The sequence below is a fragment of the Agromyces sp. NPDC058484 genome (assembly GCF_042720415.1).
Lineage (GTDB): Bacteria > Actinomycetota > Actinomycetes > Actinomycetales > Microbacteriaceae > Agromyces.
The window spans coordinates 1-23,816 of sequence record NZ_JBHXMP010000017.1; the positions used below are offsets into that span (position 1 = coordinate 1).

Here is a 23,816-nt window from a genome sequence, read left to right on the forward strand (position 1 = left end):
GTTCCGCGGTGCCCGGAGCTCCGGCTCGCGATGGCGCACCGCGCCCGTCCGCGTCGAGGGGCGTACCCGCGTCGACCGCGTCCGTCGACACGTGGGCCACGGTCGCGATTCCCACCGACGATCCCGTCGCCGAATCGTCGGGCTCCTCGATGGGCGACTCTGGGCCGTCGTGGTCGGCCGGCGAGACTGGCGGCGCCGCGACGGCGACGGCCGTCGCCGCACCGCCCGTCGTGGCATCCGACCCGGTCGGCGACCTGCCCGTCGTGGCATCCGACCCGGTCGACGACCTGCCCGACGACGCCGACGCACCGCCCGAAGACCTCGAACCGCCGTTCGATCCCGGGCCGGCACCCGACGTCGTGGGATCAGCACCTGTGCCGACACCGAAGTCGGCATCCGCACCCGCACCCGCACCCGCGCCGCAATCGGAATCGGAATCGGCATCGGCCTCGGTACCCTCATCGGCATCGGCATCGGCATCCGCCGCGGCACCGGTGCGGCGAGGCGGATCGGGCGGCGCGTCCGCCGACGGCATCCAGCGCTACGGCGAGGCCGTCGTGCGCGAGGTGCTCGGGGCGACGTTCCTCGAGGAGGTCGAGGCGCCCGGCCGCCCCGGTTTCGGGGAGCGCGGGTAGCCGGTGTACGAGGGCATCGTCCAGGAACTGATCGACGAGCTCGGGCGCCTGCCCGGTATCGGTCCGAAGTCCGCGCAGCGCATCGCGTTCCACATCGTGCAGACCGAGCATTTCGACGTGACCCGTCTCGCCGAGATCCTGTCTGAGGTGCGCGACAAGGTGCGGTTCTGCGAGATCTGCGGCAACGTGTCCGAGCAGGAGACCTGCTCGATCTGCCGCGACCCGCGGCGCGATCCGAGCCTCATCTGCGTGGTGGAAGAAGCGAAAGACGTCGTGGCGATCGAGCGCACCCGCGAGTTCCGCGGGCTCTACCATGTGCTCGGCGGCGCCATCAGCCCGATCGACGGCATCGGCCCCGACGAGCTCCGCATCCGCCAACTCATGCAGCGCCTCGCCGACGGCACCGTCGTCGAGGTCATCATCGCCACCGACCCCAACCTCGAGGGCGAGGCCACGGCCACCTACCTCAGCCGGCTGCTGACGACGCTCGAGATCCGGGTCACCCGTCTCGCCTCTGGGCTGCCGGTCGGCGGCGACCTCGAGTACGCCGACGAGGTCACGCTCGGCCGGGCGTTCGAGGGCCGGCGCACCGTCGGCTGAGCGACCCGCGGCCCCATCCACCCTTGACGCTCCGGCGTCGCCCGCGTAGAACGGGAGCCATGGCGAGCGCAGGTGCGGAATGGGTCGCGGGGTACGTCGCGGCGTGGGAGTCGAACGATCCCGAGCAGATCGGGGCGCTGTTCACGGATGACGCGGTGTACGAGTACCGCCCCGACGATCCCGAGGCGGCCCGCGGGCGAGATGCGATCGTGGCGTCCTGGCTCGAGGGTCGCGACGAGCCGGGCTCCTGGAGCTTCGATTGGACGCTGCTCGTCGATGCATCCGACCTCGTGGTCGTACGGGGCGTGACGAGGTATCCGGCGACGAAGGACTACGACAACCTGTGGGTCGTCCGGCTCGACGCCGATGGCCGCGCGACGGCGTTCACCGAGTGGTACATGGAGCGCAAGCGCTGACAGCCGACGTGCGGCGAAGAACAGTCACCGCAACACCTCGACGAGCACGACCCACGCCATGAGCAGCGCCGCGACGATGCTGAGCACCGAGCCGATCGCCATCGCGATCAGGCCCGCCTCCACCGCGCCGGCGAGGACGAGTACCGCGCCCACGAGGAACCCGCCGATCGGGAGCAGCCCCACGATGCCCTTCGCGATCCGGTCTCGCGTGGAGACGCTGTCTTCGCGCATCACCACCCTGATCGCGTGCCACTGGAACAGGCCCGCGAGCACCGCCGCGACCAGCACCTCGATGCCGTAGGCCAGTACGGACTGCCCCGGTACCAGCCCGAACGCGCCGGCCGTGATCGCGAGCACGAGCGCCGCGATCGACGACGCCGCGCGCGGCGGCAGGGTCGGCGACTTCATGATCTCGGCGATGTTCACGGACATCGCCACGATCAGCAGGCCAGCCAGGGCCGCGGTCGCGCCGACCATGGCGACATTGAACTCCGACCACTGCTCGAGCGCCTCAGGCATGAGGGCACTCTACGGCGCGTCGGCGCGCAACCCGAGGGAGCCGCCCCGGGATTCGCGCAGCTTCACCCGTTCGTCACATTGCCGGAGCCGCATGAACGCCGCCGTATGATGGTGCTTCCGGCGCCGGGCGCACACCTCCCCGGCCGCAATCCTTTCGGGAGCGCCTACGTGAGCTTGATCGTGCAGAAGTTCGGCGGGTCATCCGTCGCCGACGCAGAGAGCATCAAGCGGGTCGCGAAGCGCATCGTCGAGACCCGCAAGGCCGGCAACGACGTCGTGGTCGCCGTCTCGGCGATGGGCGACACGACCGACGAACTGCTCGATCTCGCGAACGAGGTCACGCCGATCCAGGCGCCGCGCGAGCTCGACATGCTCCTCTCCGCCGGCGAGCGCATCTCGATGGCGCTCCTCGCGATGGCGATCAAGAGCATGGGCCACGAAGCGCGATCCTTCACCGGCAGCCAGGCCGGCATGATCACGGATGCCACGCACGGCGCCGCCCGCATCGTCGACGTCACCCCGGTGCGCCTCCGCGAGGCCCTCGACGACGGCGCCATCGTCATCGTCGCCGGATTCCAGGGCTTCAGCCGCGAATCGCGCGACATCACCACCCTCGGACGCGGCGGCAGCGATACGACGGCCGTCGCACTCGCCGCGGCGCTCGACGCCGACGTCTGCGAGATCTACAGCGATGTCGACGGGGTCTTCACGTCGGATCCGCGCATCGTGAAGAAGGCACGCAAGCTCGACCGCATCACCAGCGAGGAGATGCTCGAGCTCGCGGCATCCGGGGCCAAGGTCCTGCACATCAGGGCGGTCGAGTTCGCCCGGCGCCACGGCGTCACCCTGCACGTGCGTTCGTCGTTCAACAACAGCGAGGGGACCATCGTCTACGACCCCTCGCGTCTTCCCGAAGGAGCCGAAGTGGAAGAGTCCGTCATCGCTGGCGTCGCGGTCGACCTGACCGAGGCGAAGATCACGGTCGTCGGCGTGCCCGACGTGCCCGGTGTCGCCGCGAAGATCTTCAAGATCGTCGCGGGCACGAACGCCAACGTCGACATGATCGTGCAGAACGTCTCGGCTGCGTCGACGGGGCGCACCGACATCTCGTTCACCCTGCCGAAGTCCGACGGCGAGAAGGCCCTCCTGGCGCTCTCGCACGAGCAGGAGGCCGTCGGCTTCACGTCGCTGCAGTACGACGACCAGATCGGAAAGCTGTCGCTCGTCGGCAACGCCATGCGATCCGCCACGGGCGTGTCGGCGCGGCTCTTCGAGGCGCTGTACGAGGCCGGCATCAACATCGAGATGATCTCGACGAGCGAGATCCGCATCTCGGTGGTCACCCGTGCCGACAGCGTGCACGCCGCGGCCATCGCCGTGCATCGGGCGTTCGACCTCGACGGCGAGGAGGACGCCATCGTGCACGCGGGCACTGGTCGCTGAACGATTCCCTGCCGGTTTGCATGACATTCCCGCCTTCGTATGACGCTGCGCGCGCTCACGCGTCCTACAAACCCGCCGATGTCATGCAAACTGGATGAAGGCGCGCGATGCAGGAAGGCGCGCGACGCCGCATTGATTCGTGCGGGCGACGGCGCAAAGCGCCGAACCCGAGAAGTGAGGAACACGACATGGCAAGCAACGGAGTGAACATCGGCGTCGTCGGCGCGACCGGGCAGGTCGGCAAGGTCGTGCGGCGCCTCCTCGAGGAGCGCGACTTCCCGGTCGCGCAGATCCGCTACTTCGCGAGCGCGCGCTCGGCCGGCACGACCCTCCCGTGGAAGGGCGAGGACATCGTCATCGAGGATGCCTCGACGGCCGACCCGACGGGCCTCGACATCGCGATCTTCTCCGCAGGCGCCACGACCTCGAAGGTGCAGGCGCCGCGCTTCGCCGCGGCCGGCGTCACCGTCATCGACAACTCGAGCGGCTGGCGCATGGACCCCGACGTGCCGCTCGTGGTCAGCGAGGTCAATCCGCACGCGATCGACGAAGCGACCAAGGGCATCATCGCCAACCCGAACTGCACGACGATGGCCGCGATGCCCGTGCTGAAGGTGCTGCACGACGAGGCCGGGCTCGAGCGGCTCATGATCTCGACGTACCAGGCCGTGTCGGGCGCGGGCCTCGCGGGCGGCGAGGAGCTGCTCGAGCAGGCGCGGGCAGCGGTCGAGCAGGACACGATCGCGCTCGTGCACGACGGGGCATCCGTCGCCTTCCCCGAGCCGCAGAAGTTCCCTCGCACGATCGCGTTCGACGTGATCCCGCTCGCCGGCTCGATCGTCGACGACGGCGATCTCGAGACCGACGAAGAGAAGAAGCTGCGCAACGAGAGCCGCAAGATCCTCGAGCTGCCCGGCCTGCGCGTCGCGGGCACCTGCGTTCGTGTGCCGGTGTTCACCGGCCACTCGCTCTCGATCCACGCCGAGTTCGCGAACCCGATCACGCCCGAGCGGGCCACCGAGCTGCTGGCGGATGCCCCGGGCGTCGCGCTCTCCGACGTGCCCACGCCCCTGCAGGCCGCCGGCACCGACCCGAGCTACGTCGGACGCATCCGCCAGGACCAGAGCGCGCCCGACGGCACGGGCCTCGTGCTGTTCGTGTCGAACGACAACCTGCGCAAGGGCGCGGCGCTGAACGCGGTGCAGATCGCGGAACTCGTGGCGGGTCGGGTGGCGCAGCGTATCGAGACCTCGCCCGCGGCGGTGTAGGGGCCGCTCGAGCGGTGTCCCGTCGTGGCATCCGGCCGGGCGCGGCGGCGATCGTCGTCGCGGTCGGCTGCCTCGTGCTCGCCGCATGCTCCGGACCGGTGACCTCGGCGCCGGGGCAGGCGTCTTCGCCGTCGCCGGGCCAGGTCGTCGTCGCGTTCTACGGCGACTCCTACACGCGGGGGACCGGTGCGAGCTCGCCCGAACGGCGGTGGTCGACGATCATCGCCACGGAGCGCGGCTGGTGGGAGTTCAACCCGAGCGTCGACGGGCTCGGGTTCGTGAACAACCGCGGCCTCGGCGGTGACCTCATCGACCTGATCGTCGACCACGAGCCGCCGCCCGACATCGTCATCGTCACGATGGGGCTGAACGACAACTTCTCGATGCCGGCCGGGGCCGACGACATCGAGGCAGCAATCGGTTCCGATCTCGAGCGGCTGCGCGAGGAGCTGCCCGGCGCGCGCCTCATCGTGGTCGAGCCGTTCTGGTACACCGACGACCGGCCCGAGTCGGTCGACCGCATCGGCGGATGGGTCGAGACGGCCGCCGAGCGCGTGGGCGCCGACTACATCGACGGCGCGTCACGCTGGCTCGAGGGTCACCCCGAGTGGATGGCCGCCGACGTCATCCACCCGAACGACGACGGGTACGCCGAGATCGCGCGACGCATGGATGAGGAACTGCAGCGGCTCGGGCTGTGATCTCCTGCCGGGATCACTTGCCGTAGAGGAGGCCGCGAAGCGACCGTCTCGTGACCCCTGCGCGCCCTCAGCCGCCGAGCTCGCGCCGCGCCGCGACATCCTGATGCGCGAGCCGCCGCAGGGCGAGCAGCACCGGTTCGTAGAGCGCGGTGCCGAGCACCGTGTACTCGACCGCCGCGTGCGGCTCCGGCGGCATCCGCTCGAGGTCGAAGGCCGCGATCTCGCGCAGGTGGCGCCCGTACTCGAGCAGGCGTTCGTCGCTGATCGGCACCCCCGCCGCCTCGGCCGCCGCGAGCGCCGATTCGAGCTGGGCGACCGCGACGAAACCCGGGTCGTAGACCTGTCCGAGCGCCTCGAGCGCGGCGCGGGCGCGAGGGTAGGGGTCGTCGCCGGATGCCTCGTGCACCGCCGGCGGCAGGGCGCTCACCGCGCGACCGAGGGTGGCGTAGAGGTCATCGCCCGGATCGTCGACGAGCCCCAGGATCGTGCGGGCCTGCTGCACGCTGAGCCCCACCGCCCCCGTGAGCGCGCGGATGAGGCGGAGCCGCCGCACGTGCGACGCGTCGTAGCTCGCCTGCGTGGCCGACGTCGCGACGCCCGGATGCAGCAGTCCCTCGCGGAGGTAGAACTTCACGGTCGCCAGGGGAAGTCCCGCCTCGGCGGCGAGGGCCGAGATGCGCATGCCCGACTCCTTGCATTGGATAGTAGAACTCTCTATTATCGGAGAGTACCACTATCCAATCACACCGACCGGAAGGACCGCTCATGCCGTCCCCGAACGACATCATCCTCATCGGCATCCTCCTGCTCGCGCTCGTCACCGTCGAGAGCGGCGGCTACTTCCTGACCCGCGTGGTGCGCGGCCACGTCGAGGCGAACCGCCTGCAGCAGAACTTCTTCCGCGCCGGCCACGCGCACGCGGCCGTGCTCCTCGTGCTCTCCATCGCGATTCTCGCGGTGATCTCGTACGCGGCACTCGACGGATTCTGGATGTGGCTGGCTCGCACGGGCGTGCCGATCGCGGCCATCCTGATGCCCGCGGGTTTCTTCCTCTCGGTGCTCGGCAAGGACCCCCAGCGTCCGAATCGCCTCATCGTGTTGCTCTGGGCCGGCGTCGTCTCGCTCACCGCGGGCCTGATCGCGGCGGGCATCGGCCTCATCGCCGGGGGAGTGGCGGGTCTGGCGGGCTGACGTCCTCGAGCGCATCTCCGACCCCTGGTCCGGGGTTCCCTCTCCGGTCCGGCGGGTCGCGCCGTCTGCGGAGTGTTTCCGTATTCGCCATGCCAGTTCCCCCTCATTGAGGGGGAACTGGCATGACCAGATCGAAGACTGCCGCCGTCATTCGGCGGAATCCTGCACACCGGCGGCGCCTCGGGCAGAGCCAGTCGACGCACTCCGTCGAGGGCGCCACGTTCTTCGCGACGCCCGGCCCGATCATGGCGCTCTGGTCGAGCGCAGAGCTCGCGGTCGACGTCGGCAGGGCGAGCGCAGCGGATGCCCCATCGCCCCTGCGTTCCGAGCTGTCGCCCTCGCCGTCAAATTCGACTCGCGCGACGAGGTCGACGGCGGCGAGGTGGAGTTGAGTCGCGCCCTTGGCGCGGGCCGCGACGACGGCCGCGATCGGGCCCGGTCAGGGGCACCTTCGGAACGCACCTAGACTGGAATCCGTGAATTCCGAGGAAACCGTCGACGTCGTGCTCATCGGCGGGGGCATCATGAGCGCAACGCTCGGCTCCCTCATCTCCCAACTGGAGCCCGACTGGAGCATCCGCGTCTACGAGCGACTCGGAGAAGTCGCGCAGGAGTCCTCCAACGCGTGGAACAACGCCGGCACCGGCCACGCCGCACTCTGCGAGCTGAACTACATGCCCGAAGCGGCAGACGGCACGGTCGACGCGGCCAAGGCCGTGTCGATCAACGAGCAGTTCCAGGTGAGCCGGCAGTACTGGGCGTACCTCGTGTCCACGGGCGCGCTGCCCGAGCCGCACAACTTCATCAACTCGACGCCGCACATGACGTTCGTCAAGGGTGCGGCGAACGTCGAGTACCTGAAGAAGCGCGTCGAGGCGTTGAAGGGCCAGCCGCTCTTCCCCGACATGGAATACACCGAAGACCTCGAGCGCATCGCCGAGTGGACGCCGATGCTCGCGAAGAAGCGCAACCCCAAGCAGAAGGTGGCCGCGACCCGCATCGTCGCGGGCACCGACGTCGACTTCGGTGCGCTCACGCGGTATCTCTTCGCCGACATCGAGCGTCGCGGGGCGTCGGTGCAGACGAACCACCAGGTCACGTGGCTGCGGCGCCGGAAAGACGGCACGTGGAGGCTCCGCGTGCGCCACACCGTCGGACAGACGCCCAAGACGATCACGGCCAGGTTCGTGTTCGTGGGTGCGGGCGGCGGTGCCCTTGCGCTGCTCCAGCACTCCGGCATCCCCGAGATCAGGGGGTTCGGCGGTTTTCCGATCTCGGGCCAGTTCCTCCGCACGACGAATCCCAAGATCGTCTCCCAGCACCAGGCGAAGGTCTACGGCAAGGCGGCCGTCGGGGCGCCGCCGATGTCGGTGCCGCACCTCGACACCCGTGTGGTCGACGGCGAGACCGCGCTGCTGTTCGGGCCCTACGCGGGCTTCACCCCGAAGTTCCTGAAGATGAGCACCTGGTTCGACCTGCCGTTCTCGATCCGCGCGCACAACCTCGGCCCCATGCTGCAGGTCGCGTTCAAGAACTTCGACCTCATGAAGTACCTCGTCGGCGAACTGCTCGCCACGCGCGCCAAGAAGATGGCGGCCCTGCGCGAGTTCATGCCCACGGCGAAAGATCGCGACTGGGAGCTCATCACCGCCGGCCAGCGCGTGCAGGTCATGAAGAAGGACCCCGAGAAGGGCGGCATCCTGCAGTTCGGCACCGAGGTCATCACGGGTGCCGACGGCACGATCGCCGGACTCCTCGGCGCCTCGCCCGGCGCCTCGACCGCGGTGCCCATCATGCTCGACGTGCTCTCCCGCTGCTTCCCCGGCCGCTTCGCGGCGTGGGCGCCCAGGCTCCGCCAGATGATCCCGAGCTTCGGCACGACCCTCTCGAAGGATCCGGATGCCGCGACCGCCTCGCTCGCCCACACCGCCAACGCGCTCGAGCTCACCGCGTAGCTCCTCCATTCGCAGGGTGCTTTCCGGCCAACTCTGTCGGGGCGCCCCGGCCGGCGTGGCCGGAAAGCACCCCGAGAACGCGCCATGGCCTACCGAACCACCCGCGCGCACCAGGCGGGCGTATGGCGGCGGCGGCGGCCTTGGCAGGCCGGCGGATCTCTGCTACGGTCGATCCCGCTATGAAGTGAGCACATCCCATCGTCCCGCGCCTGAGGCGCCGTTGTCTCCGGGTGTGCTCGTTCCCTGATCGCGACAGTGTCGCGCGCACCCCTTCACGACGGCGAATGCCCGGCGGGATCCTCTCTCCGCTCCCGGGCCGCCGCCCGCGCCGCCGTGCCGCGTGCGTGCCGCTCGATGCATCGTTCGCGCGCGCCCGCCCTCGGCGGTGTCGGCCGGCGACCCGGGAGCCCTTCGCGAAGGGAAACCTCGCATGGCTGTACACGTCTTCCATTCCCTCCATCTCCGTGCCGAAGGGATCTCGGTCTCCTATCCCGACCGGCGCATCTTCACCGACCTCGGGTTCACCGTGGCGCCGGGCCGGCGGCTCGGCCTCATCGGCGAGAACGGCGTCGGCAAGTCGACGCTGCTCCGGCTCATCGCGAGCGGGTTCGAGCGAGCGGATGCCGCATCCGCCATCGGGTTCGAGCGAGCGGATGCCGCATCCGCCGCCGCCCTCGGGTACGCCGTCGTCGACGGGCGCATCGCCCGGCCTGTCCGCACGGGACTCCTCACCCAGGAGTTGCCGTTCGAGCCGCACGACCGGGTCGGCGACGTGCTCGAGACGGCGCTCGCCGAGGTGCGCGCGATCGAGCGCGAGCTGGACGCGGCGGCCGCCTCGCTCGCGCACGCCGTCGTCGAACGCGCGGCCGAGGCATCCGCTCGCTATGCCGACGCGCTCGACGCGGCCGAACGCGCCGCGGTGTGGTCGGCCGAAGCGCGCCGCGACGAGCTGCTCGAGGGGCTCGGCGTCGCCGGCCTCGGGATGGATCGGCGCATCGACGAGATCTCGGGCGGCCAGCGCAGCCGGTTCGCCCTCGCGGCGCTGCTGCTCAGGGCACCCGATGCGCTCCTGCTCGACGAGCCCACCAATCACCTGGATGACGATGCGGTGTCCTTCCTCGAGGATCATCTGCGTTCGTGGCGCGGTCCCGTGATCTTCGCGAGCCACGATCGCGAGTTCCTCGATCGGGTGGCCACCGGACTGCTCGACCTGGATCCGGTGCGGGCGGGTGCGACGCGCGACGACGTGCTCGCGGCATCCGGTGGCACCGTCTTCGGCGGCGGGTTCAGCGAGTTCCTCACCGTGAAGGCCGAGGAGCGCGAGCGCTGGCATCGCCAGTACGAGAGCGAGCAGGACGAGCTGAGGCGTCTTCGCCTCGCGGTGAACGAGACCGCTCGGCGAGTCGCCCCGCACCGCGGGCCGCGCGACAACGACAAGATGGCCTACGACTTCAAGGACGGCACGCATCAGCGGGCGGTCTCCCGCCGCATCCGCAACGCCGAGGTGCGCCTTGCGACCCTCGAGCGCGAGCAGGTGCGCAAGCCTCCCGCGCCGCTCGCGTTCGCCGGCATCCCGCCGGGGTCGCACGCGCTCGACGAGGCATCCGGTCTGCTCCTGCAGCTGACGGAGGTCGCGGTCGACGGCCGTCTCGAGGTCGACGCCCTGCAGGTGTCGCCGCTCACGCGGCTGCTCATCACCGGGGCGAACGGTGCGGGCAAGTCGACGCTCCTCAGCGTGCTCGCGGGCGTGCTCGGTGCCGACCGCGGCATCGTGCACCGGCGCAAGGGTCTTCGCGCGCAGCTCCTGGAGCAGGACGTGCGCTTCGCTGATCCGGATGCCTCGCCACGGCGTCTCTACGACCGCGTGCTGGGTGAGCGACGCGCCGAGCAGGTGCCGCTCGCGAGCCTCGGACTCCTCGCGCCGCGCGACGAGTCCCGTGCACTGGGATCGCTCTCGGTCGGGCAGCAACGCCGGCTCGCGCTCGCGCTCGTCATCGCCCGCCCGCCGCACGTGTTCCTGCTCGACGAGCCGACGAACCACCTCTCGCTCGGGCTCGCGACCGACCTCGAGGAGGCGCTCGGCACGTATCCGGGCGCCGTCGTGATCGCGAGCCATGACCGATGGCTGCGGCGCCGATGGGCGGGGGAGCGGCTCGAGCTCGCAGCGGGCCGCGCGGTGCGCGAGCCGGCGTCTCGCTGAGTAGCGCCATGCACCGCGCCGGCCCAGCGCCGCCAGTCGTGGAACGTGGTGACTTACCTGGAGTGTCGGCGTTCGCGCACCACCATTTGCACGAACTCATGCGGTCGAACGATCGGCACGCCGCGCCACGGACTGAGCGGGGTCAGATCTGTGTCGTCAGTGACGAGCAGGTCGGTCTCGGCGGCAACGACCAGATCGAGGATCAGGTTGTCCTCGTGATCACGGGAGTCGTGCGCCACTCGCGGTGGGTCGGTGACGGTGCCTCCTGAAACGGCCACCACGTCGGTGATCAATTCCAGGTAGTCCTCGATGGCGGCTGCAGACCATTTCTGGTCGCCGAGGATGCGCCTGATGTTCCGCAGGATGTGCGGAGACACGTGGAGTCGGTAGTCGCCGTCGAACGCGATCGACAGGCAATCCGCGGAGGGGTTGTCGCTGCTCGGCGGCACGGGATGGATACGTGGGTACTCGGAATCGGGTCCGACGACTGCGTTCACGTAGACGTGGACGTCGTAGACGATCGAGGTCAGCTTGTGACCTCCTCCTGTGCGATCTTGACGAGCTCTCGCACCTCATCGGGCGACAACACTCGACCGCCCATATCCTGGCGGCCGCGCTTCTGAATCTGCTGCATTCGCTCTGCGAACAGGTCCCGCTGCATGCGACGCATCGCAACCCTGAGGAACTCCGATCGGTTGCCATGCCCGAATCGCTCGACCAAGACGTCGAGCTGTGGGCGGTCCTCGTCCGCGACGGCGAATCCGATGGTGTGTGAAGGCATCTCACCCTCCTCCTCGGGCATATGCAACGCATATGCAATGTATCATCCTCCCGCCGACCTGGCCGCGCGCGGCGCGCTCGGGGCGTCCGCTTGCCTGAGATTCGAATGTGTGTTCGAATGGGGAGATGCGGTGGAGCGGTCAGGAACTCGGCGTCGAACAGTCGGGCACGCTGCCCGGGCTCGCGAGGCTGAACAACCTCGTGCGTTCGGTGCAGACGCCCGACTTCGCCGGCGTGACCTTCCACGAGGTGCTCGCGAAATCGGCGCTCAACAAGGTGCCGGGCCAGTCGGCGATGCCCTTCGGCTGGACGATCAACCCCTATCGGGGCTGCAGTCACGCATGCGCCTACTGCCTGGATCCCGACACCGAGATCACGCTCGCCGATGGCCGTTCGGCACCACTCTGGTCGGTGGAAGTCGGCCACAAGGTCCTCGGCACGCGCATCGTCGACGGCATGCGACGATACGTCGAGTCCAAGGTCGTGGCGAAATGGGCGACACGCAAGCCCGCCTACCGTGTCTCGCTTGCTGATGGTACGTCGATCATCGCGAGCAGCGACCATCGCTTCTTGACGAATCGAGGATGGAAGTACGTGACCGGTGCGATGTCGGGACCTGGTCAGCGGCCGTACCTCACCGTTTCCAACTCACTCATGGGGTTCGGTCGCGGGCTGCGCCCCGAGGGTCCGCCGCCGGCGGTGCTCGATCGCGATTACATGCGGGGCTACCTCACCGGCATGATCCGCGGCGACGTGCGCGTGCGCGGCGGGCTTCCCGCCCGTCAATCCTTCCTCAACGTCGCGCAACCCGCGATCACGCGCAAGCTGAGTAGTGCCGGCATGACGGTCACGACGCATGCCGATCTGCGAGTGGTCGCCGTCGAGGAACTCGGCGAGGTGATCGACATGTTCGACATCACGACCACCACCGGCGACTTCATCGCGAACGGTGTGGTCAGTCACAACTGCTTTGCGAGGCCGACGCACACATACCTCGACCTCGACGCCGGCGACGACTTCGACCGGCAGATCATCGTCAAGGTGAACGTGGGCGACGTGCTCCGCACCGAACTGGCGAAGCCGTCGTGGCGGCACGAACCGGTCGCGCTCGGCACGAACACCGACCCGTATCAGCGCGCCGAAGGCCGCTACGCCCTCATGCCCGGCATCATCGACGCCCTCGCCTCGAGCGGCACGCCGTTCAGCATCCTCACGAAGGGCACGTTGCTGCGGCGCGACCTGCCGCAGTTGGCGGATGCCGCGTCGCTCGTGCCGGTCGACCTCGCCATGTCGATCGCGGTGTACGACCACGAACTGCAGCAGTCCGTCGAGCCGGGCACGCCGAGCACGAAGGCGCGGCTCGCCACCGTCACCGCCGTGCGCGACGCCGGCCTCGACTGTGCGGTGTTCCTGATGCCGATCCTGCCCTACCTCACCGACACGAGGGCGCACCTCGACGAGGCCCTGCGCCAGGCGAAGGCGGCAGGCGCCACGAGCGTGCTCTACACCGCACTGCACCTGAAGGCGGGCGTCAAGTCGTGGTTCATGCAGTGGCTCGAACGCGAGCACCCCGAGCTGGTGCCGAGGTACCGCTCGATGTACTACGGCAACAACGCGTTCGCGCCGAAGGCGTATCGTCGTTGGCTCGCAGAGCGGATCCGGCCGCTGATCAGGGCGCACGGTCTCGAGCGCGGCCGCGAGGATCCCGTCACGGGCGGCGTGCGGTCGACCGCGCCGGCAGCCCGCTCCGCACCTCGTGCGGCGCCCCGTGCCGAGCCGCATCTTCCCGATGCCCTCGGTCTGCCGCCCGACCCCGCGGCACTGTTCTGAGTCGCCCGACCGCTTCGCCGCGGTTGCCCGCGCCGTGGACATGCAACCACGAATGACGCTGACGCGAGAGAATGTCAGGGTGGAGTTGAGTCATGTCCCCGAATGAGCGCGGCACGCCGGGCACGGCGGGCACGCCGGGCCGGCCGGGCACGCCGGGCGGGCCGGGCAGGCCGGGCAAGCCGAGCACCCCGGGCAGGCCGGGCACGCCGCCCAAGCCGGCCACCCCGGGCAAGCCGGCCACGCCGCCCAAGCCGTCTGCCGGCGGCCGGGTGCGTCTCGCCCTGCTCGACGACCACGGACTCATCGTCGACAGCCTCGCCACCTGGTTCACCGACCACGCCCCCGACTTCGAGGTCGTCGTGCGCGCCACGAGGTGGATGGACCTCATCCGCGACCGGGCATTCCCCGTCGACCTCGTGCTGATGGACCTCCAACTCGGCGACGGCGTCTCGATCGAGTCGCGCATCCGCGCCTGCCGCGCCGCCGGCGCGAAGGTGCTCGTCGTCAGCGGGGTCGACGACGAGGCATCCCGTGGCCGCTGCCTCGCGGCCGGCGCGGCGGGCCTCGTCCCCAAGACCCTCGCCGCCGAGGAGCTCGTCGACCTCGCACGGCGCGCGGCCCGAGGGGAGCGGTTGCGGCGGCATCCGACGGCTCAGGGTCGACAGCACAGCTCGGCGGGCGGCCTGGCGGGCGGCACGGCTGCCGTCACGTCGCCGGCCAATCTGAGCGCTGCCGAGGAGCGCGCCCTGCGGCTGTACGTCCAGGGGTTGAGCACCGTCGAGGTGGCCCAGCGCATGACCGTGGGCTACGAGACGGCGAAGACCTACCTGCGGCGGGTGCGCGAGAAGTACGCGCGCGCGGGCCGGCCCGCGAGCCGCAAGTCCGAGCTGATCCGCCGCGCGGCGGAAGACGGGCTGCTCGAGTAGATGGCGAAGCTGTACTTCCGCTACGGCGCGATGAACTCCGGCAAGTCGACCGCACTGCTCCAGGCGGCGTTCAACTACGAGGAGCGCGGCCATCAGGTGCTGCTCGCCAAGCCCGCGGTCGACACGAAGGGCGACCGCAGCGTCGTATCGCGGCTCGGCATGGTGCGCGAGGTGGACTTCACCATCGAGCCTGACACCGACGTGCTCGGCAGGTTCCAACAGCACCGCACCCGGGTCATCGAGGAGCACGGCCGCGACGTGAGCTGCCTCCTCATCGACGAGGCGCAGTTCCTCACCTCCGACCAGGTCGACGACCTGCTGCGCATCGCGCTCATCGACGCCGTCCCGGTGCTCGCCTACGGCATCCGCACCGATTTCCAGACGGTCGCGTTCCCCGGCAGCCGGCGCCTCCTCGAGGTCGCGCACAGTCTCGAGGAGCTGAAGACGATCTGCCGCTGCGGCCGCAAGGCGATCTTCAACGGGCGCCGCGTCGGCGGCCGGTTCGTCTTCGACGGCGACCAGGTGGCGATCGACACGTCGACCGAGCCCGACGCATCCGGCGATCAGGTCACCCAAGAGGTCGCCTACGAGTCGCTCTGCGGCGTCTGCTACCTGCAGGAGAGCGGCGGAGTGCTGAACGGCCGCCATCGCTGAGCGGATGCCGCAGATGACCGACGCGCACGACACGTCCCGTGGCGTCGGCATGCCCCGGCGAGTCGACGGTGTCGACGCCGCCCGCGGGCTCGCGCTCATCGGCATGTTCGTCGCGCACGTGTCGCCGCCGGTGGATGCTCTCGAGGCGGCCCAGTTCATCGCGCTCGCCGACGATCGTCCGCGCCTGCTCTTCGCGCTCACGGCCGGCCTCGGCCTCGGCTTCATCTCGGGCGGCACGCGTCCGATCGGCGAAGGGCGAACCGAGGGGCGCGGCGAGCTGCGCCGCCAGATCGCGATCCGCGCGGTCATCCTCATAGCGCTGGGCATGATCATCTGGGCCACGCTGCATCCGCTCGTGTTCATCATCCTCGACGTGTACGGGGTCGCGTTCCTCGTGATGCTTCCCCTGATGTTCCTCCCATGGCGTGCCGCGCTGTTCCTCGGCATCAGCCTCCTCGCCGTCACGCCCGCGCTCGCCGAGATCGGCGCCCGCACCGAGTTCGTCGACGCCGTGCGCGAGACGCCGCTGAAGTTCCTCTCCGACTGGGCCGTCGGCGGCGCGTATCCCGTCATCGTCTGGGTGCCGGTGATGCTCATCGGGCTCGCCATCGCGCGGCTGGACCTCGGCTCGCCCCGGGTGGTCGGCGTCACCGCCCTCGCCGGCGCGGTCGCGGCATCCGTCTTCCTCCCGATCGCATCGCGACTGCCGCCGCCCGAGCTGATCAGCCAGGCCGAGTGGTCGGTGCCGCTGCGCGCCTCGATCGAGGCGCTCGGCAACGTCGGCGTCTGCGCCCTGATCGTCGCCGCGATGCTGACGCTCACCGCGCTCGCCCGCCCCGGGGTGCGCCGCGTCGCCGGCGCGATCCTGTCGCCGGTGGTCGCGATGGGCGCCATGCCGCTCAGCATCTACACGATCCACCTCGTGGTGATCGCGCTGGCGATCAGGCGGGAGGGCGACGTCGCGACCGACGACTCGTGGCCGCTGCTCATCGGCCTCGTCGTCGGGTCGATGGCGTTCGCGTGGCTCTGGCGGCGGTACGTCGGTCGAGGGCCGCTCGAGCGGCTGCTGCGCGCGGTGAGCGGTCGCGATCGGGCGGATGCCGCGTCGACCCGGTGAGCGGTCGCGATCGGGCGATCGTCGCGGTGACCCGGTGACCTGGCGTGCGTTCGCAATCGGGCGATCGCCGCGGCGACCCGGTGAGCGGTCACGATCGGGCGGATGCCGCGGTGACCCGGTGAGCGTTCGCGATCGGGCGGATGCCGCGGTGACCCGGCAAGTGGTCGCGATCGGGCGGATGCCGCGGTGACCCGGCGTACGTTCGCAATCGAGCGATCGTCGCGTCGACCCGCTGAACGGAACGCAATCCGCCCATGCCAGACCGCACGCTGCGGCATCTACGCGCGTTCATGCGGCCCGAGTCGACCCGAGTTCGAAGCGGGCTCGGCCGCCGAGCCTGGGTCTTTGATCGGGATCGACGTGTGGGGGCGGAATGAACCAGACCTCGTTCGGGGTGGCGTTGATCTGCCAGCCCTCGCGGTGCATCGCGTGGTGGCAGAAGCTGCAGAGCATGACTCCGTTCGACACGTTCGTCGGGCCGGCATCTCGCTCCCACCAATCGATATGGTGCGCCTCGACATAGCCGATGTTCTGGCCGCAACTCGCGCAGCCGCCGTCGCGTTCGGCGAGTGCGATGCGTTGGGCCCGGGTGAACAGCCGGGCGCCGCGACCGAGGTCGAGCGGAACGCTGCGACGGCCGAGCACGACCGGGATGAGTTCGGCATCGGCGGCCATGCGGCGGGCGGTGCCGGCGCAGATGGGCTGGTCGATGCCGTCGATCTCGGCCAGGCCGAGGCCGGTCTTCAAAGCATCGAGGTCCATTCGCACGACGACGGTGGTCTTGACGACGGGGGCGGGGGCATCGGTGCAGCCCAGGCAGTGGCGAGCGAGGTCGGCAAGTGCGTCGGCCTGAATCTGCGGAATCGTGCGCGTGTCGGACACCACCGCACCAAAATGAGACGGATGGGTGTCGTCGCCGCGGGCGCGATGGAGTGCGTCGGTGACGATCGCCTCGAGGGCTGCCTTCACGGGTGCGGCAGTGGCCGGATCGAGTCGGGCGCTCAGATGGATCATGCCGTGCCGGTCTTCACGGATCGTCAGCGATCGCTCCTGCCGCAGTTCGTCGTCGCGCCGCTCGACGCCGTCGCGATCGAGCTGGGGCACTGCGAGTTTCACCTGTCGGATCACCAACTCGAGGCCGTTGTGCGCGGCGAACTGCACCAGCCCGGATTCGCACCGACCGGCCTGCCCGGGATCGACACGTGACCACACCTTGTCGAGCATGCCGGTGATCACGGCGGCGGCATCGACACTGATGTCGCCGCGCTCGAGGGCGTCGGCGACTGCGGGATGCTTCGATGGGAGCCGCTCGCCGGTGAGCGACGACCGCGACCTCGTCGATGTGCCGACCGCGATGAGTTTCGCGGCCTCACCCGTCGTGCCGCCGGTGGAGGCGGCCAGCAGACGCACTGAGTTGTGGAAACCCTGCTGCTTCGCCAGCCCATCGGCACCGAACTCGGGGCTCGAGCGCTGGGCGACCTCGGCCGCCAGCTTGGCGAGCAGCACATCGGCGTCACGACGGAGTTGCGTGATCGCGTGAGTGACGGCGATAACACCGGTGTCGCTCATCTGCTCGATCTCGACCTGCGCGTCGCGGTTGACCCCATCGAATGTCGGGAGTGCGTCGACCCACGCTGCCTGGACGCTCTCGAGCGCTTGCTCGAGGGGCCGCAGCGGTTTCGTCATGCGTCGAGTCTTGCAGCACCCTCTGACATTCGGAGGGCGACAGTTTCCATAGCTGATCAGTGATTTCCCCTGTGGAGAACTTCGGCTCGGGGCATCCTGTCGAGAACGAGTCACAGGGCTGCGACATCGCCGCGCCGCGATGGTCGTCGATGCCGAGGCCCAGCTGCCGACGTTGCTCGACCGCTCCGACGGCAACGGCGTGCTCTTCGAGCTGCGCTCCGACCCGCGCATCACCCGGGTGGGCGCGGCGCTGCGCCGTTACAGCCTCGAAGAGCTTCCGCAGCTGGTGAACGTGCTCCTCGGTCACACATCGGTCGTCGGCCCGCGCCCGCCGCGCGCGTCGGAGGTCGAGCGCTACGACGAGTGGGCGCGCCGTCGCCTGCTCGTGCGGCCGGGCATCACGGGGCTCGGCAGACCCAGGGCCGCGCGCGGCTCAGCTGGGAGGACAGCGTGCGCCTCGACCTCTACTACGTCGAGAACTGGTCGCTGACGGGCGACATCATCATCCTGTACCGTACGGTGCGCTCGGTGGTGCGTGCCGACGGTGCCTACTGACCCGCGCCCGCCCGTATCGAGGTCCCCGATTGTAGGACTTCATGCGGTTTGTAGGACGCTCGCTGCGGAAACGTCCTACAAAGCGTCCGAAGTCCTACAAACCCGCGGGGATGTCGCGCCTGCGCCGATCGAGAAGGACCGAAGACCCCGCGCCCCCGGGTGATCGAGTGGCCGCGAAGCCCGTATCGAGAGCTCCGGAGCATCGGCGTCTAGGCTAGGACCTCGTGACCCAGCCCGAGCTCACCTTCGACCACGACCCCGCCGCCGCCCGCCGCGAGGGCCGCGACGGCGACCGCGATCGCGACGGCGACGGCCACCGCGACGGCGACGAGCGCGGCACGCGCACCGCCCGGAAGCGTCGCTCGCGCCGGTGGATCCACGCGATCGTGTGGCCGGCGCTGGCGCTCCTCCTCCTCATCGGCGGCGCCATCGCCGCCTGGGTGCTCTACCACGACGCGATGTCGGTGCGTGCCGACCTCGACGAGGCGCGCACGGTGGTCGTCGAGTTCCAGGATGCCGCGACCGCCCGCGAGCTCGACCAGCTGCAGCCGATCGCAGACCGGCTCGCGGCATCCACTCGGTCGGCCGTGGAGCCGACCCAGGGGCCGCTCTGGCGCGTCGCCGAGGTGGTGCCCGTGGTGGGCGAGAACTTCCGCGCGGTGCGGGTGATCGCCGAGGGTGTCGACGAGATCTCGACCGAGGTCGTGAACCCGGCCGCGGGGCTGGTCGCCGACTTCGGCCTGCGGCGCGACCCGGCGACGGGCGGTTTCGACCTCGCACCGTTGCGCGAGGCATCCGACATCGTGGCAACCGCCGACACGCTGGTCACCGACCTGCACCGCGAGGTGCAGGGCATCGACACGGATGCCACGATCGGCCAGGTCTCGGCCGGCGTCGAGCAGTTCGACGAGATGCTCGGCACGGCCGAAGCGGCGATTCCGCAGCTGAGCGGTGCGCTCGCCGGGGTGGGTGCGCTGCTCGGCATCGACGGCCCGAAGAACGTGGTGCTCGCGTTCCTCAACAATGCCGAGGCTGCGGCGCTCGGCGGCGGGCCGGCGGCGCAGACGCTGCTGCAGGTCGACAACGGCACGGTCACGGTGGCCAGGCAGGTCTCGAGCTCGGATTTCCCGTACGCGGTTCCGGTCGACGTGCCCGTCGATGACAGCGCGCGACAGCTCTACGACTCCATCCTCACCGACAACATCAATGCGGCGACGAGCCGGCCCGACTTTCCGACGAGTGCGCAGATCATCTCCGCGTACTGGCAGCGCTTCATGGGCGTCACCCCCGATGTCGTCGTGTCGATCGACCCGATCGCGCTGTCGCGGCTGCTGCAGGTCACCGGCCCGGTCACGCTGGCCGACGGTGAGCAGCTCACCAGCGACAACGTGGTGACGAAGCTCCTGAACGAGGCGTACTTCCGCTTTCCCAGGGGCGCTGACTCCGACGTCTATTTCGCGGCAGCGTCATCCGCGGTCTTCGACCGCATCATGTCGGCCGACTACGACGCGTGGACCATGGCCGACGCGGTCATCGACGCGGCCAACACGGGCACCCTCATGATGTGGAGCGCCGACCCTGCCACCCAGGCGCTCCTCGACGGTACGCGCCTGCAGGGCACCCTGCCCGCCGGCAACGACGGGTCGACCGTGCTCGGCGTGTACTTCCGCGATCGCTCGTCGTCGAAGATCGACTACTACCTGCACACCGAGGCGACCGTCACGACCAATACGTGCACGCCGGATGCCCCGAGCTACACCGTCGAGGTGCGCCTGCGTTTCGACATCCCCGACGACGTCGAGCTGCCCGGCTACGTCGACAGCAACCTCTACGATTTCTACCGCACCGAGGTGTTCCTCTACGGCCCGGTGGGTGGAACCACGACCGCGGTCGAGGTGCCCGAGGCGGGCCTCGAGACGGTCACCGGCCCGTCGGTGGTCGACCTCGGGCGCCCGGCCGAGAAGTTCACCGTCGACCTCGTGAACGGCCAGTCGGCCGTGGTGCGCGCGACGTTCGCGGGTGCGCCGGGCACAGCTGGCGAGTACGGGCCGACCGACGTGCGCAGGACGCCGATGATCAACGCCACCGCGGTCAGGATGGCCGAGGCGCCCTGCGGCTGAGGCGGCTCGCGCCCCGGTCAGCACCAAAGCCCCCCGAACGGGGGACGCGCCCGCGACGAGAGCACATGCGGGCGTATGGAAGAATAATGCGGGTTGCGCCCACGGGGAGTCGCACCATTCGGAAGGGATTCATCCGTGGAGTTACGCGACTACGTGCGCATTCTGCACAAGAGCTGGGTGCTCATTCTCGCGTGCCTGCTCGCCGGCCTCGGTGTGGCCGCGCTCTATTCCCTCGTGGTGTCGCCGAAGTACGAGGCTTCGACTGAGCTCTACGTCTCGGTGCGGTCGGGCGATTCCGCGGCCACCGGCGACCTCGTGCAGGGAACGAACTTCGCCCGCCAGGCGGTGACGAGCTACGTCGACGTGGTCGACAGCGCGATCGTGCTCGACCGTGTGATCGAGAAGCTCGGGCTCGACACGACGAGCGACGAGCTCGCCGAGCAGGTCGAGGCGACCTCGCCGCTGAACACGGTGCTGATCGAGATCGTCGTCACCGACGACGACCCCGAGCTCGCCGCCGAGATTGCGAACGCCGTGGGCGACAACTTCGCCGACGTCGTCGTCAACGACCTCGAGAAGCCCGAGGGTGAGGTCGCCAGCCTGGTGAAGATCGAGACGATCCAGCCGGCAACGGTGCCGGCGGCCGCTTCGAGCCCGAACGTGCCGCTCAACCTCGTGCTCGGCGCGCTCGTCGGCCTCGCGCTCGGCATCGGCATCGCGGTGCTGCGCAGCGTGCTCGACACGCGCATCCACTCGCTGCACGACATCTCGCAGATCACCGACAAGCCGCTGCTCGGCGGCATCGCGCTCGATCCCGACGCCAGAACGCGCCCGCTCATCGTGCACGCCGACCCACGCAACCCGCGGGCGGAGTCGTTCCGAAGCCTGCGCACGAACCTGCAGTTCGTCAACATTGAGGGCGGCCCGCGCAGCTTCGTCGTCTCGAGCGCCGGCCCCGGCGAGGGCAAGTCCACGACCACCGCCAACCTCGCCATCTCGCTGGCCGAGACGGGCGCGAGCGTCGCCCTCATCGACGGCGATCTGCGTCTGCCGAAGGTCGCCGAGTACCTCTCGATCGAGGGCGGCGTGGGCCTCACCGACGTGCTCATCGGCCGCGCCGAGCTCGCCGACGTGCTGCAGAAGTGGGGTCGCGGGCGCCTGTTCGTGCTTCCCTCCGGCCGCGTTCCACCGAACCCGAGCGAGCTGCTCGGATCGGCCGCGATGGCCACCCTGCTCGCCACGCTCACCGAGCGGTTCGACTACGTGCTCATCGACGCGCCGCCGCTCCTGCTGGTCACGGATGCCGCGGTGGTCTCGAAGCTCGCCGGCGGTGCGATTCTCGTGGCTGCGTCGGGCTCGACGAAGAAGCAGGAGCTCGCCGGCGCCGTGCGCGCCCTCGAGGCGATCGGCAGCCGTCTGCTCGGCATCGTGGTCACCATGCTGCCGACGAAGGGGCCCGACAGCTACGGGTACGGCAACTACACCTACGGCATGACCCACGACCTCGACGAGGTGTTCGACACCGCCGACACTCGCGAACGGGCTCGGAGGCGAGCATGAGCTTCTCGATCCTCACGGTGTGCTCGGGCAACATCTGCCGCTCACCGCTCGCCGAACAACTGCTGCGCGTCGGCCTCGCCGGCGTCGATGGCATCTCCGTCGGCAGCGCCGGAACCATCGCCATGGTCGGTGACGGAATGCCTGCTGAGGCGCAGGCCCTCTCGGAGCGGTTCGGAGCGACGGATGCCGCGGCGCACGTCGCGCGCCAGCTCGACGAGCAGCTCATCCGCGACGCCGACCTCGTGCTCGCCCTTTCACGCGAACACCGACGCGCGGTGGTGGAGCTCGTGCCGGCCGCGACGCGCCGCACCTTCACGCTGCGGGAGTTCGCGCACCTCGCGGCATCCGTCACCGACGCCGACCTCGACGACGCCGCCCCGTTCCCTGAGCTTGTCGAAGGGAACTCCTCGTTCCCTGGGCCTGTCGAAGGGAACTCCGCCTCCCTCCGCGCTGCAGTACTCGCCGCCGCTTCCCTGCGCGGCGTCGTCCCCCCGTTCGATTCCCCCGACGACGCGGACGTCGTCGACCCTTACCGTCAGTCCGCCGCCGTCTACGAGACGTCGGCCGAGCAGCTCGTGCCCGCCGTGCAGGCGACGGTCGCGCTGCTTGCGCGCGCGGCGCAGCGGTCGTAGAGAGTCGGGGTCAGGGCAGTGAGTCGGCGATCAGGCGCGAGCCGTTCCGCGTTCAAGGTGTGGACCGGCGTCGGCGTGAGTCTGCTCGCCGTCATCGTGGTCGCACTCTCGCTCCTCGCCCTGACCCAGAATCGCTCGGTGGAAGCGGCTGGTTCGACCCCGGGCGCAGCGGATCCCGACGCCACGGTCGCACAGGCCACCGATCCGGCGGAGGTACCCGCGCCCATAGCCCAAACCGTTGCCGTGCCGACTCGCGTGCTGACAGCCATCGACGCCGACTCGGCGGTGCGCGCGGCAGTGACGGCGTGCCCGGCGCCGTCGACGGTCGAGGTCACCGACGACGCCGGTGCGAGCTGGGAGCCCTTCGAGGCCGAAGGCGTGTCGGCCGTGCAGCAGATCACGGCCGATTCCGACGGGTTCGTGGCGCTGATCGGCCTCGCCTCCGAGGATTGCGCACCCTCCTACGAGCGCTCGTTCACCGATGGAGCCGACTGGCAGACCGCACCCGATGAACTCTCTGCATCGTGGTTCGTCGACCCGGCCAACAGGGCCGCCGTGCACGCGCCCTCCGGCGACCGCCCCGCACCGTGCGGTGCCGTGGTGCAGCTAACCGTGATCGACGAGAACTCGGCGGCGCTGCTCTGCGACGACGCCACGGTGCACGCCACCGTCGACGCGGGCGGAACCTGGCTGCCGCCGGTCGCGGTGCCGGGCGCAGCCGCAATCAGCGCAGGCGCTGACGGTTATCGGGTGGCCGTCATCAACCAGAACGGATGCGTCGGGGCGCAGGTGGCGGGTGTGACGATCACCGACGCCCGCCTGCAGGCGGATGCCGCCGGCGTCTGCCTCGACGCGACGATCGCCCCCGGCGAGGCCGCGCTGGCTGTGGGCGACGACGCGACCTGGCTCTGGGCGGGCAATGCCCTCGCACGATCGGAAGACGGGGGAGCGACATGGCTCTGACGGGCAGAGACGAGGGAATTCTCGAGCGCGGGTATCGGGTGCCGCCAGTTCGATTCGGCACGCAG

At 69.9% G+C, this 23,816-nt stretch carries 22 protein-coding genes and 2 pseudogenes; 19 read left to right on the forward strand and 5 right to left on the reverse strand.

Features of this window, described 5'->3' with window-relative positions; all coding sequences use genetic code 11:
* The 3 genes and pseudogenes from ACFWN7_RS13690 to ACFWN7_RS13700 form a co-directional block, all read left to right on the forward strand.
* Positions 1–635, forward strand: a pseudogene (locus ACFWN7_RS13690) (hypothetical protein); the annotation flags it as partial.
* A 3-nt stretch (positions 636–638) separates the two neighbouring features.
* On the forward strand, positions 639–1,235 hold the full coding sequence (gene recR / locus ACFWN7_RS13695; protein WP_376939374.1) for a recombination mediator RecR: 597 nt from the start codon (positions 639–641) through the stop codon (positions 1,233–1,235).
* A gap of 59 nt (positions 1,236–1,294) precedes the next feature.
* Positions 1,295–1,651 carry a nuclear transport factor 2 family protein gene (locus ACFWN7_RS13700; protein ID WP_376939376.1) on the forward strand — a complete coding sequence of 119 codons (357 nt, stop codon included), beginning with the start codon at positions 1,295–1,297 and terminating at the stop codon, positions 1,649–1,651.
* A gap of 24 nt (positions 1,652–1,675) precedes the next feature.
* On the opposite strand, the gene ACFWN7_RS13705 is transcribed toward ACFWN7_RS13700, so the two are convergent.
* The gene (locus ACFWN7_RS13705; protein ID WP_376939377.1) at positions 1,676–2,170 is read right to left on the reverse strand and encodes a hypothetical protein; all 495 of its coding nucleotides are present in this window, start codon (positions 2,168–2,170) and stop codon (positions 1,676–1,678) included.
* A 168-nt stretch (positions 2,171–2,338) separates the two neighbouring features.
* On the opposite strand from ACFWN7_RS13705, the gene ACFWN7_RS13710 reads away from it, so the two are divergent.
* The 3 genes from ACFWN7_RS13710 (at position 2,339) to ACFWN7_RS13720 (ending at position 5,582) form a co-directional block, all read left to right on the forward strand.
* Positions 2,339–3,613: an aspartate kinase gene (locus ACFWN7_RS13710; protein WP_376939378.1), complete on the forward strand. Its 1,275-nt coding sequence runs from the start codon at positions 2,339–2,341 to the stop codon at positions 3,611–3,613.
* Between the two features lie 188 nt (positions 3,614–3,801).
* The gene (locus ACFWN7_RS13715; RefSeq protein WP_376939379.1) at positions 3,802–4,881 is read left to right on the forward strand and encodes an aspartate-semialdehyde dehydrogenase; all 1,080 of its coding nucleotides are present in this window, start codon (positions 3,802–3,804) and stop codon (positions 4,879–4,881) included.
* A 14-nt stretch (positions 4,882–4,895) separates the two neighbouring features.
* Positions 4,896–5,582: an SGNH/GDSL hydrolase family protein gene (locus ACFWN7_RS13720; protein ID WP_376939380.1), complete on the forward strand. Its 687-nt coding sequence runs from the start codon at positions 4,896–4,898 to the stop codon at positions 5,580–5,582.
* Positions 5,583–5,649: 67 nt separating this feature from the next.
* Here ACFWN7_RS13720 and ACFWN7_RS13725 read toward each other — a convergent pair whose 3' ends face one another.
* Positions 5,650–6,264: a MerR family transcriptional regulator gene (locus ACFWN7_RS13725; protein ID WP_376939381.1), complete on the reverse strand. Its 615-nt coding sequence runs from the start codon at positions 6,262–6,264 to the stop codon at positions 5,650–5,652.
* 83 nt (positions 6,265–6,347) lie between these two features.
* Here ACFWN7_RS13725 and ACFWN7_RS13730 point away from each other — a divergent pair, with 83 nt between their 5' ends.
* The 4 genes from ACFWN7_RS13730 (at position 6,348) to ACFWN7_RS13745 (ending at position 10,928) form a co-directional block, all read left to right on the forward strand.
* Positions 6,348–6,773, forward strand: a complete 426-nt coding sequence (locus ACFWN7_RS13730; protein ID WP_376939382.1) for a hypothetical protein — start codon at positions 6,348–6,350, stop codon at positions 6,771–6,773.
* Positions 6,774–6,895: 122 nt separating this feature from the next.
* Complete coding sequence (locus ACFWN7_RS13735; protein WP_376939383.1) at positions 6,896–7,165, forward strand: hypothetical protein; 270 nt, start codon at positions 6,896–6,898, stop codon at positions 7,163–7,165.
* Between the two features lie 84 nt (positions 7,166–7,249).
* Positions 7,250–8,728 (forward strand): malate:quinone oxidoreductase, encoded by a 1,479-nt coding sequence (locus ACFWN7_RS13740; protein ID WP_376939384.1) that lies wholly within the window; start codon positions 7,250–7,252, stop codon positions 8,726–8,728.
* Positions 8,729–9,158: 430 nt separating this feature from the next.
* Positions 9,159–10,928 (forward strand): ABC-F family ATP-binding cassette domain-containing protein, encoded by a 1,770-nt coding sequence (locus tag ACFWN7_RS13745; protein ID WP_376939385.1) that lies wholly within the window; start codon positions 9,159–9,161, stop codon positions 10,926–10,928.
* 53 nt (positions 10,929–10,981) lie between these two features.
* Here the strand turns inward: ACFWN7_RS13745 and ACFWN7_RS13750 are convergent, their stop codons facing one another.
* Both ACFWN7_RS13750 and ACFWN7_RS13755 read right to left on the reverse strand, forming a co-directional pair.
* Positions 10,982–11,458, reverse strand: a complete 477-nt coding sequence (locus ACFWN7_RS13750) for a putative toxin-antitoxin system toxin component, PIN family (protein ID WP_376939463.1) — start codon at positions 11,456–11,458, stop codon at positions 10,982–10,984.
* A complete protein-coding gene (locus ACFWN7_RS13755) occupies positions 11,455–11,730 on the reverse strand; it encodes a hypothetical protein (protein ID WP_376939386.1) in 276 nt (91 codons plus the stop codon). Before ACFWN7_RS13755 ends, ACFWN7_RS13750 begins: the two co-directional genes overlap by 4 nt.
* A 104-nt stretch (positions 11,731–11,834) precedes the next feature.
* On the opposite strand from ACFWN7_RS13755, the gene ACFWN7_RS13760 reads away from it, so the two are divergent.
* The 4 genes from ACFWN7_RS13760 (at position 11,835) to ACFWN7_RS13775 (ending at position 16,235) form a co-directional block, all read left to right on the forward strand.
* Positions 11,835–13,538 carry an Rv2578c family radical SAM protein gene (locus ACFWN7_RS13760; protein WP_376939387.1) on the forward strand — a complete coding sequence of 568 codons (1,704 nt, stop codon included), beginning with the start codon at positions 11,835–11,837 and terminating at the stop codon, positions 13,536–13,538.
* A 92-nt stretch (positions 13,539–13,630) separates the two neighbouring features.
* On the forward strand, positions 13,631–14,464 hold the full coding sequence (locus ACFWN7_RS13765; RefSeq protein ID WP_376939388.1) for a response regulator: 834 nt from the start codon (positions 13,631–13,633) through the stop codon (positions 14,462–14,464).
* Positions 14,465–15,118 carry a thymidine kinase gene (locus ACFWN7_RS13770; protein WP_376939389.1) on the forward strand — a complete coding sequence of 218 codons (654 nt, stop codon included), beginning with the start codon at positions 14,465–14,467 and terminating at the stop codon, positions 15,116–15,118.
* A gap of 13 nt (positions 15,119–15,131) precedes the next feature.
* On the forward strand, positions 15,132–16,235 hold the full coding sequence (locus ACFWN7_RS13775; protein WP_376939390.1) for a heparan-alpha-glucosaminide N-acetyltransferase domain-containing protein: 1,104 nt from the start codon (positions 15,132–15,134) through the stop codon (positions 16,233–16,235).
* 288 nt (positions 16,236–16,523) lie between these two features.
* Here the strand turns inward: ACFWN7_RS13775 and ACFWN7_RS13780 are convergent, their stop codons facing one another.
* Entirely contained in the window at positions 16,524–17,921 is a 1,398-nt protein-coding gene (locus ACFWN7_RS13780) for a DUF222 domain-containing protein (protein ID WP_376939391.1), read from the reverse strand.
* A gap of 139 nt (positions 17,922–18,060) precedes the next feature.
* Here ACFWN7_RS13780 and ACFWN7_RS13785 point away from each other — a divergent pair.
* The 5 genes and pseudogenes from ACFWN7_RS13785 (at position 18,061) to ACFWN7_RS13805 (ending at position 23,751) form a co-directional block, all read left to right on the forward strand.
* A pseudogene (locus ACFWN7_RS13785) lies at positions 18,061–18,476 on the forward strand (sugar transferase).
* 224 nt (positions 18,477–18,700) lie between these two features.
* Positions 18,701–20,596, forward strand: coding sequence for a DUF4012 domain-containing protein (locus ACFWN7_RS13790; RefSeq protein WP_376939392.1), 1,896 nt, complete (start codon positions 18,701–18,703; stop codon positions 20,594–20,596).
* 135 nt (positions 20,597–20,731) lie between these two features.
* Positions 20,732–22,156 (forward strand): polysaccharide biosynthesis tyrosine autokinase, encoded by a 1,425-nt coding sequence (locus ACFWN7_RS13795; RefSeq protein WP_376939393.1) that lies wholly within the window; start codon positions 20,732–20,734, stop codon positions 22,154–22,156.
* Positions 22,153–22,788, forward strand: coding sequence for a low molecular weight phosphatase family protein (locus tag ACFWN7_RS13800; RefSeq protein WP_376939394.1), 636 nt, complete (start codon positions 22,153–22,155; stop codon positions 22,786–22,788). Before ACFWN7_RS13795 ends, ACFWN7_RS13800 begins: the two co-directional genes overlap by 4 nt.
* Before the next feature lie 18 nt (positions 22,789–22,806).
* A complete protein-coding gene (locus ACFWN7_RS13805) occupies positions 22,807–23,751 on the forward strand; it encodes a hypothetical protein (RefSeq protein WP_376939395.1) in 945 nt (314 codons plus the stop codon).
* Positions 23,752–23,816 lie beyond the last annotated feature (65 nt).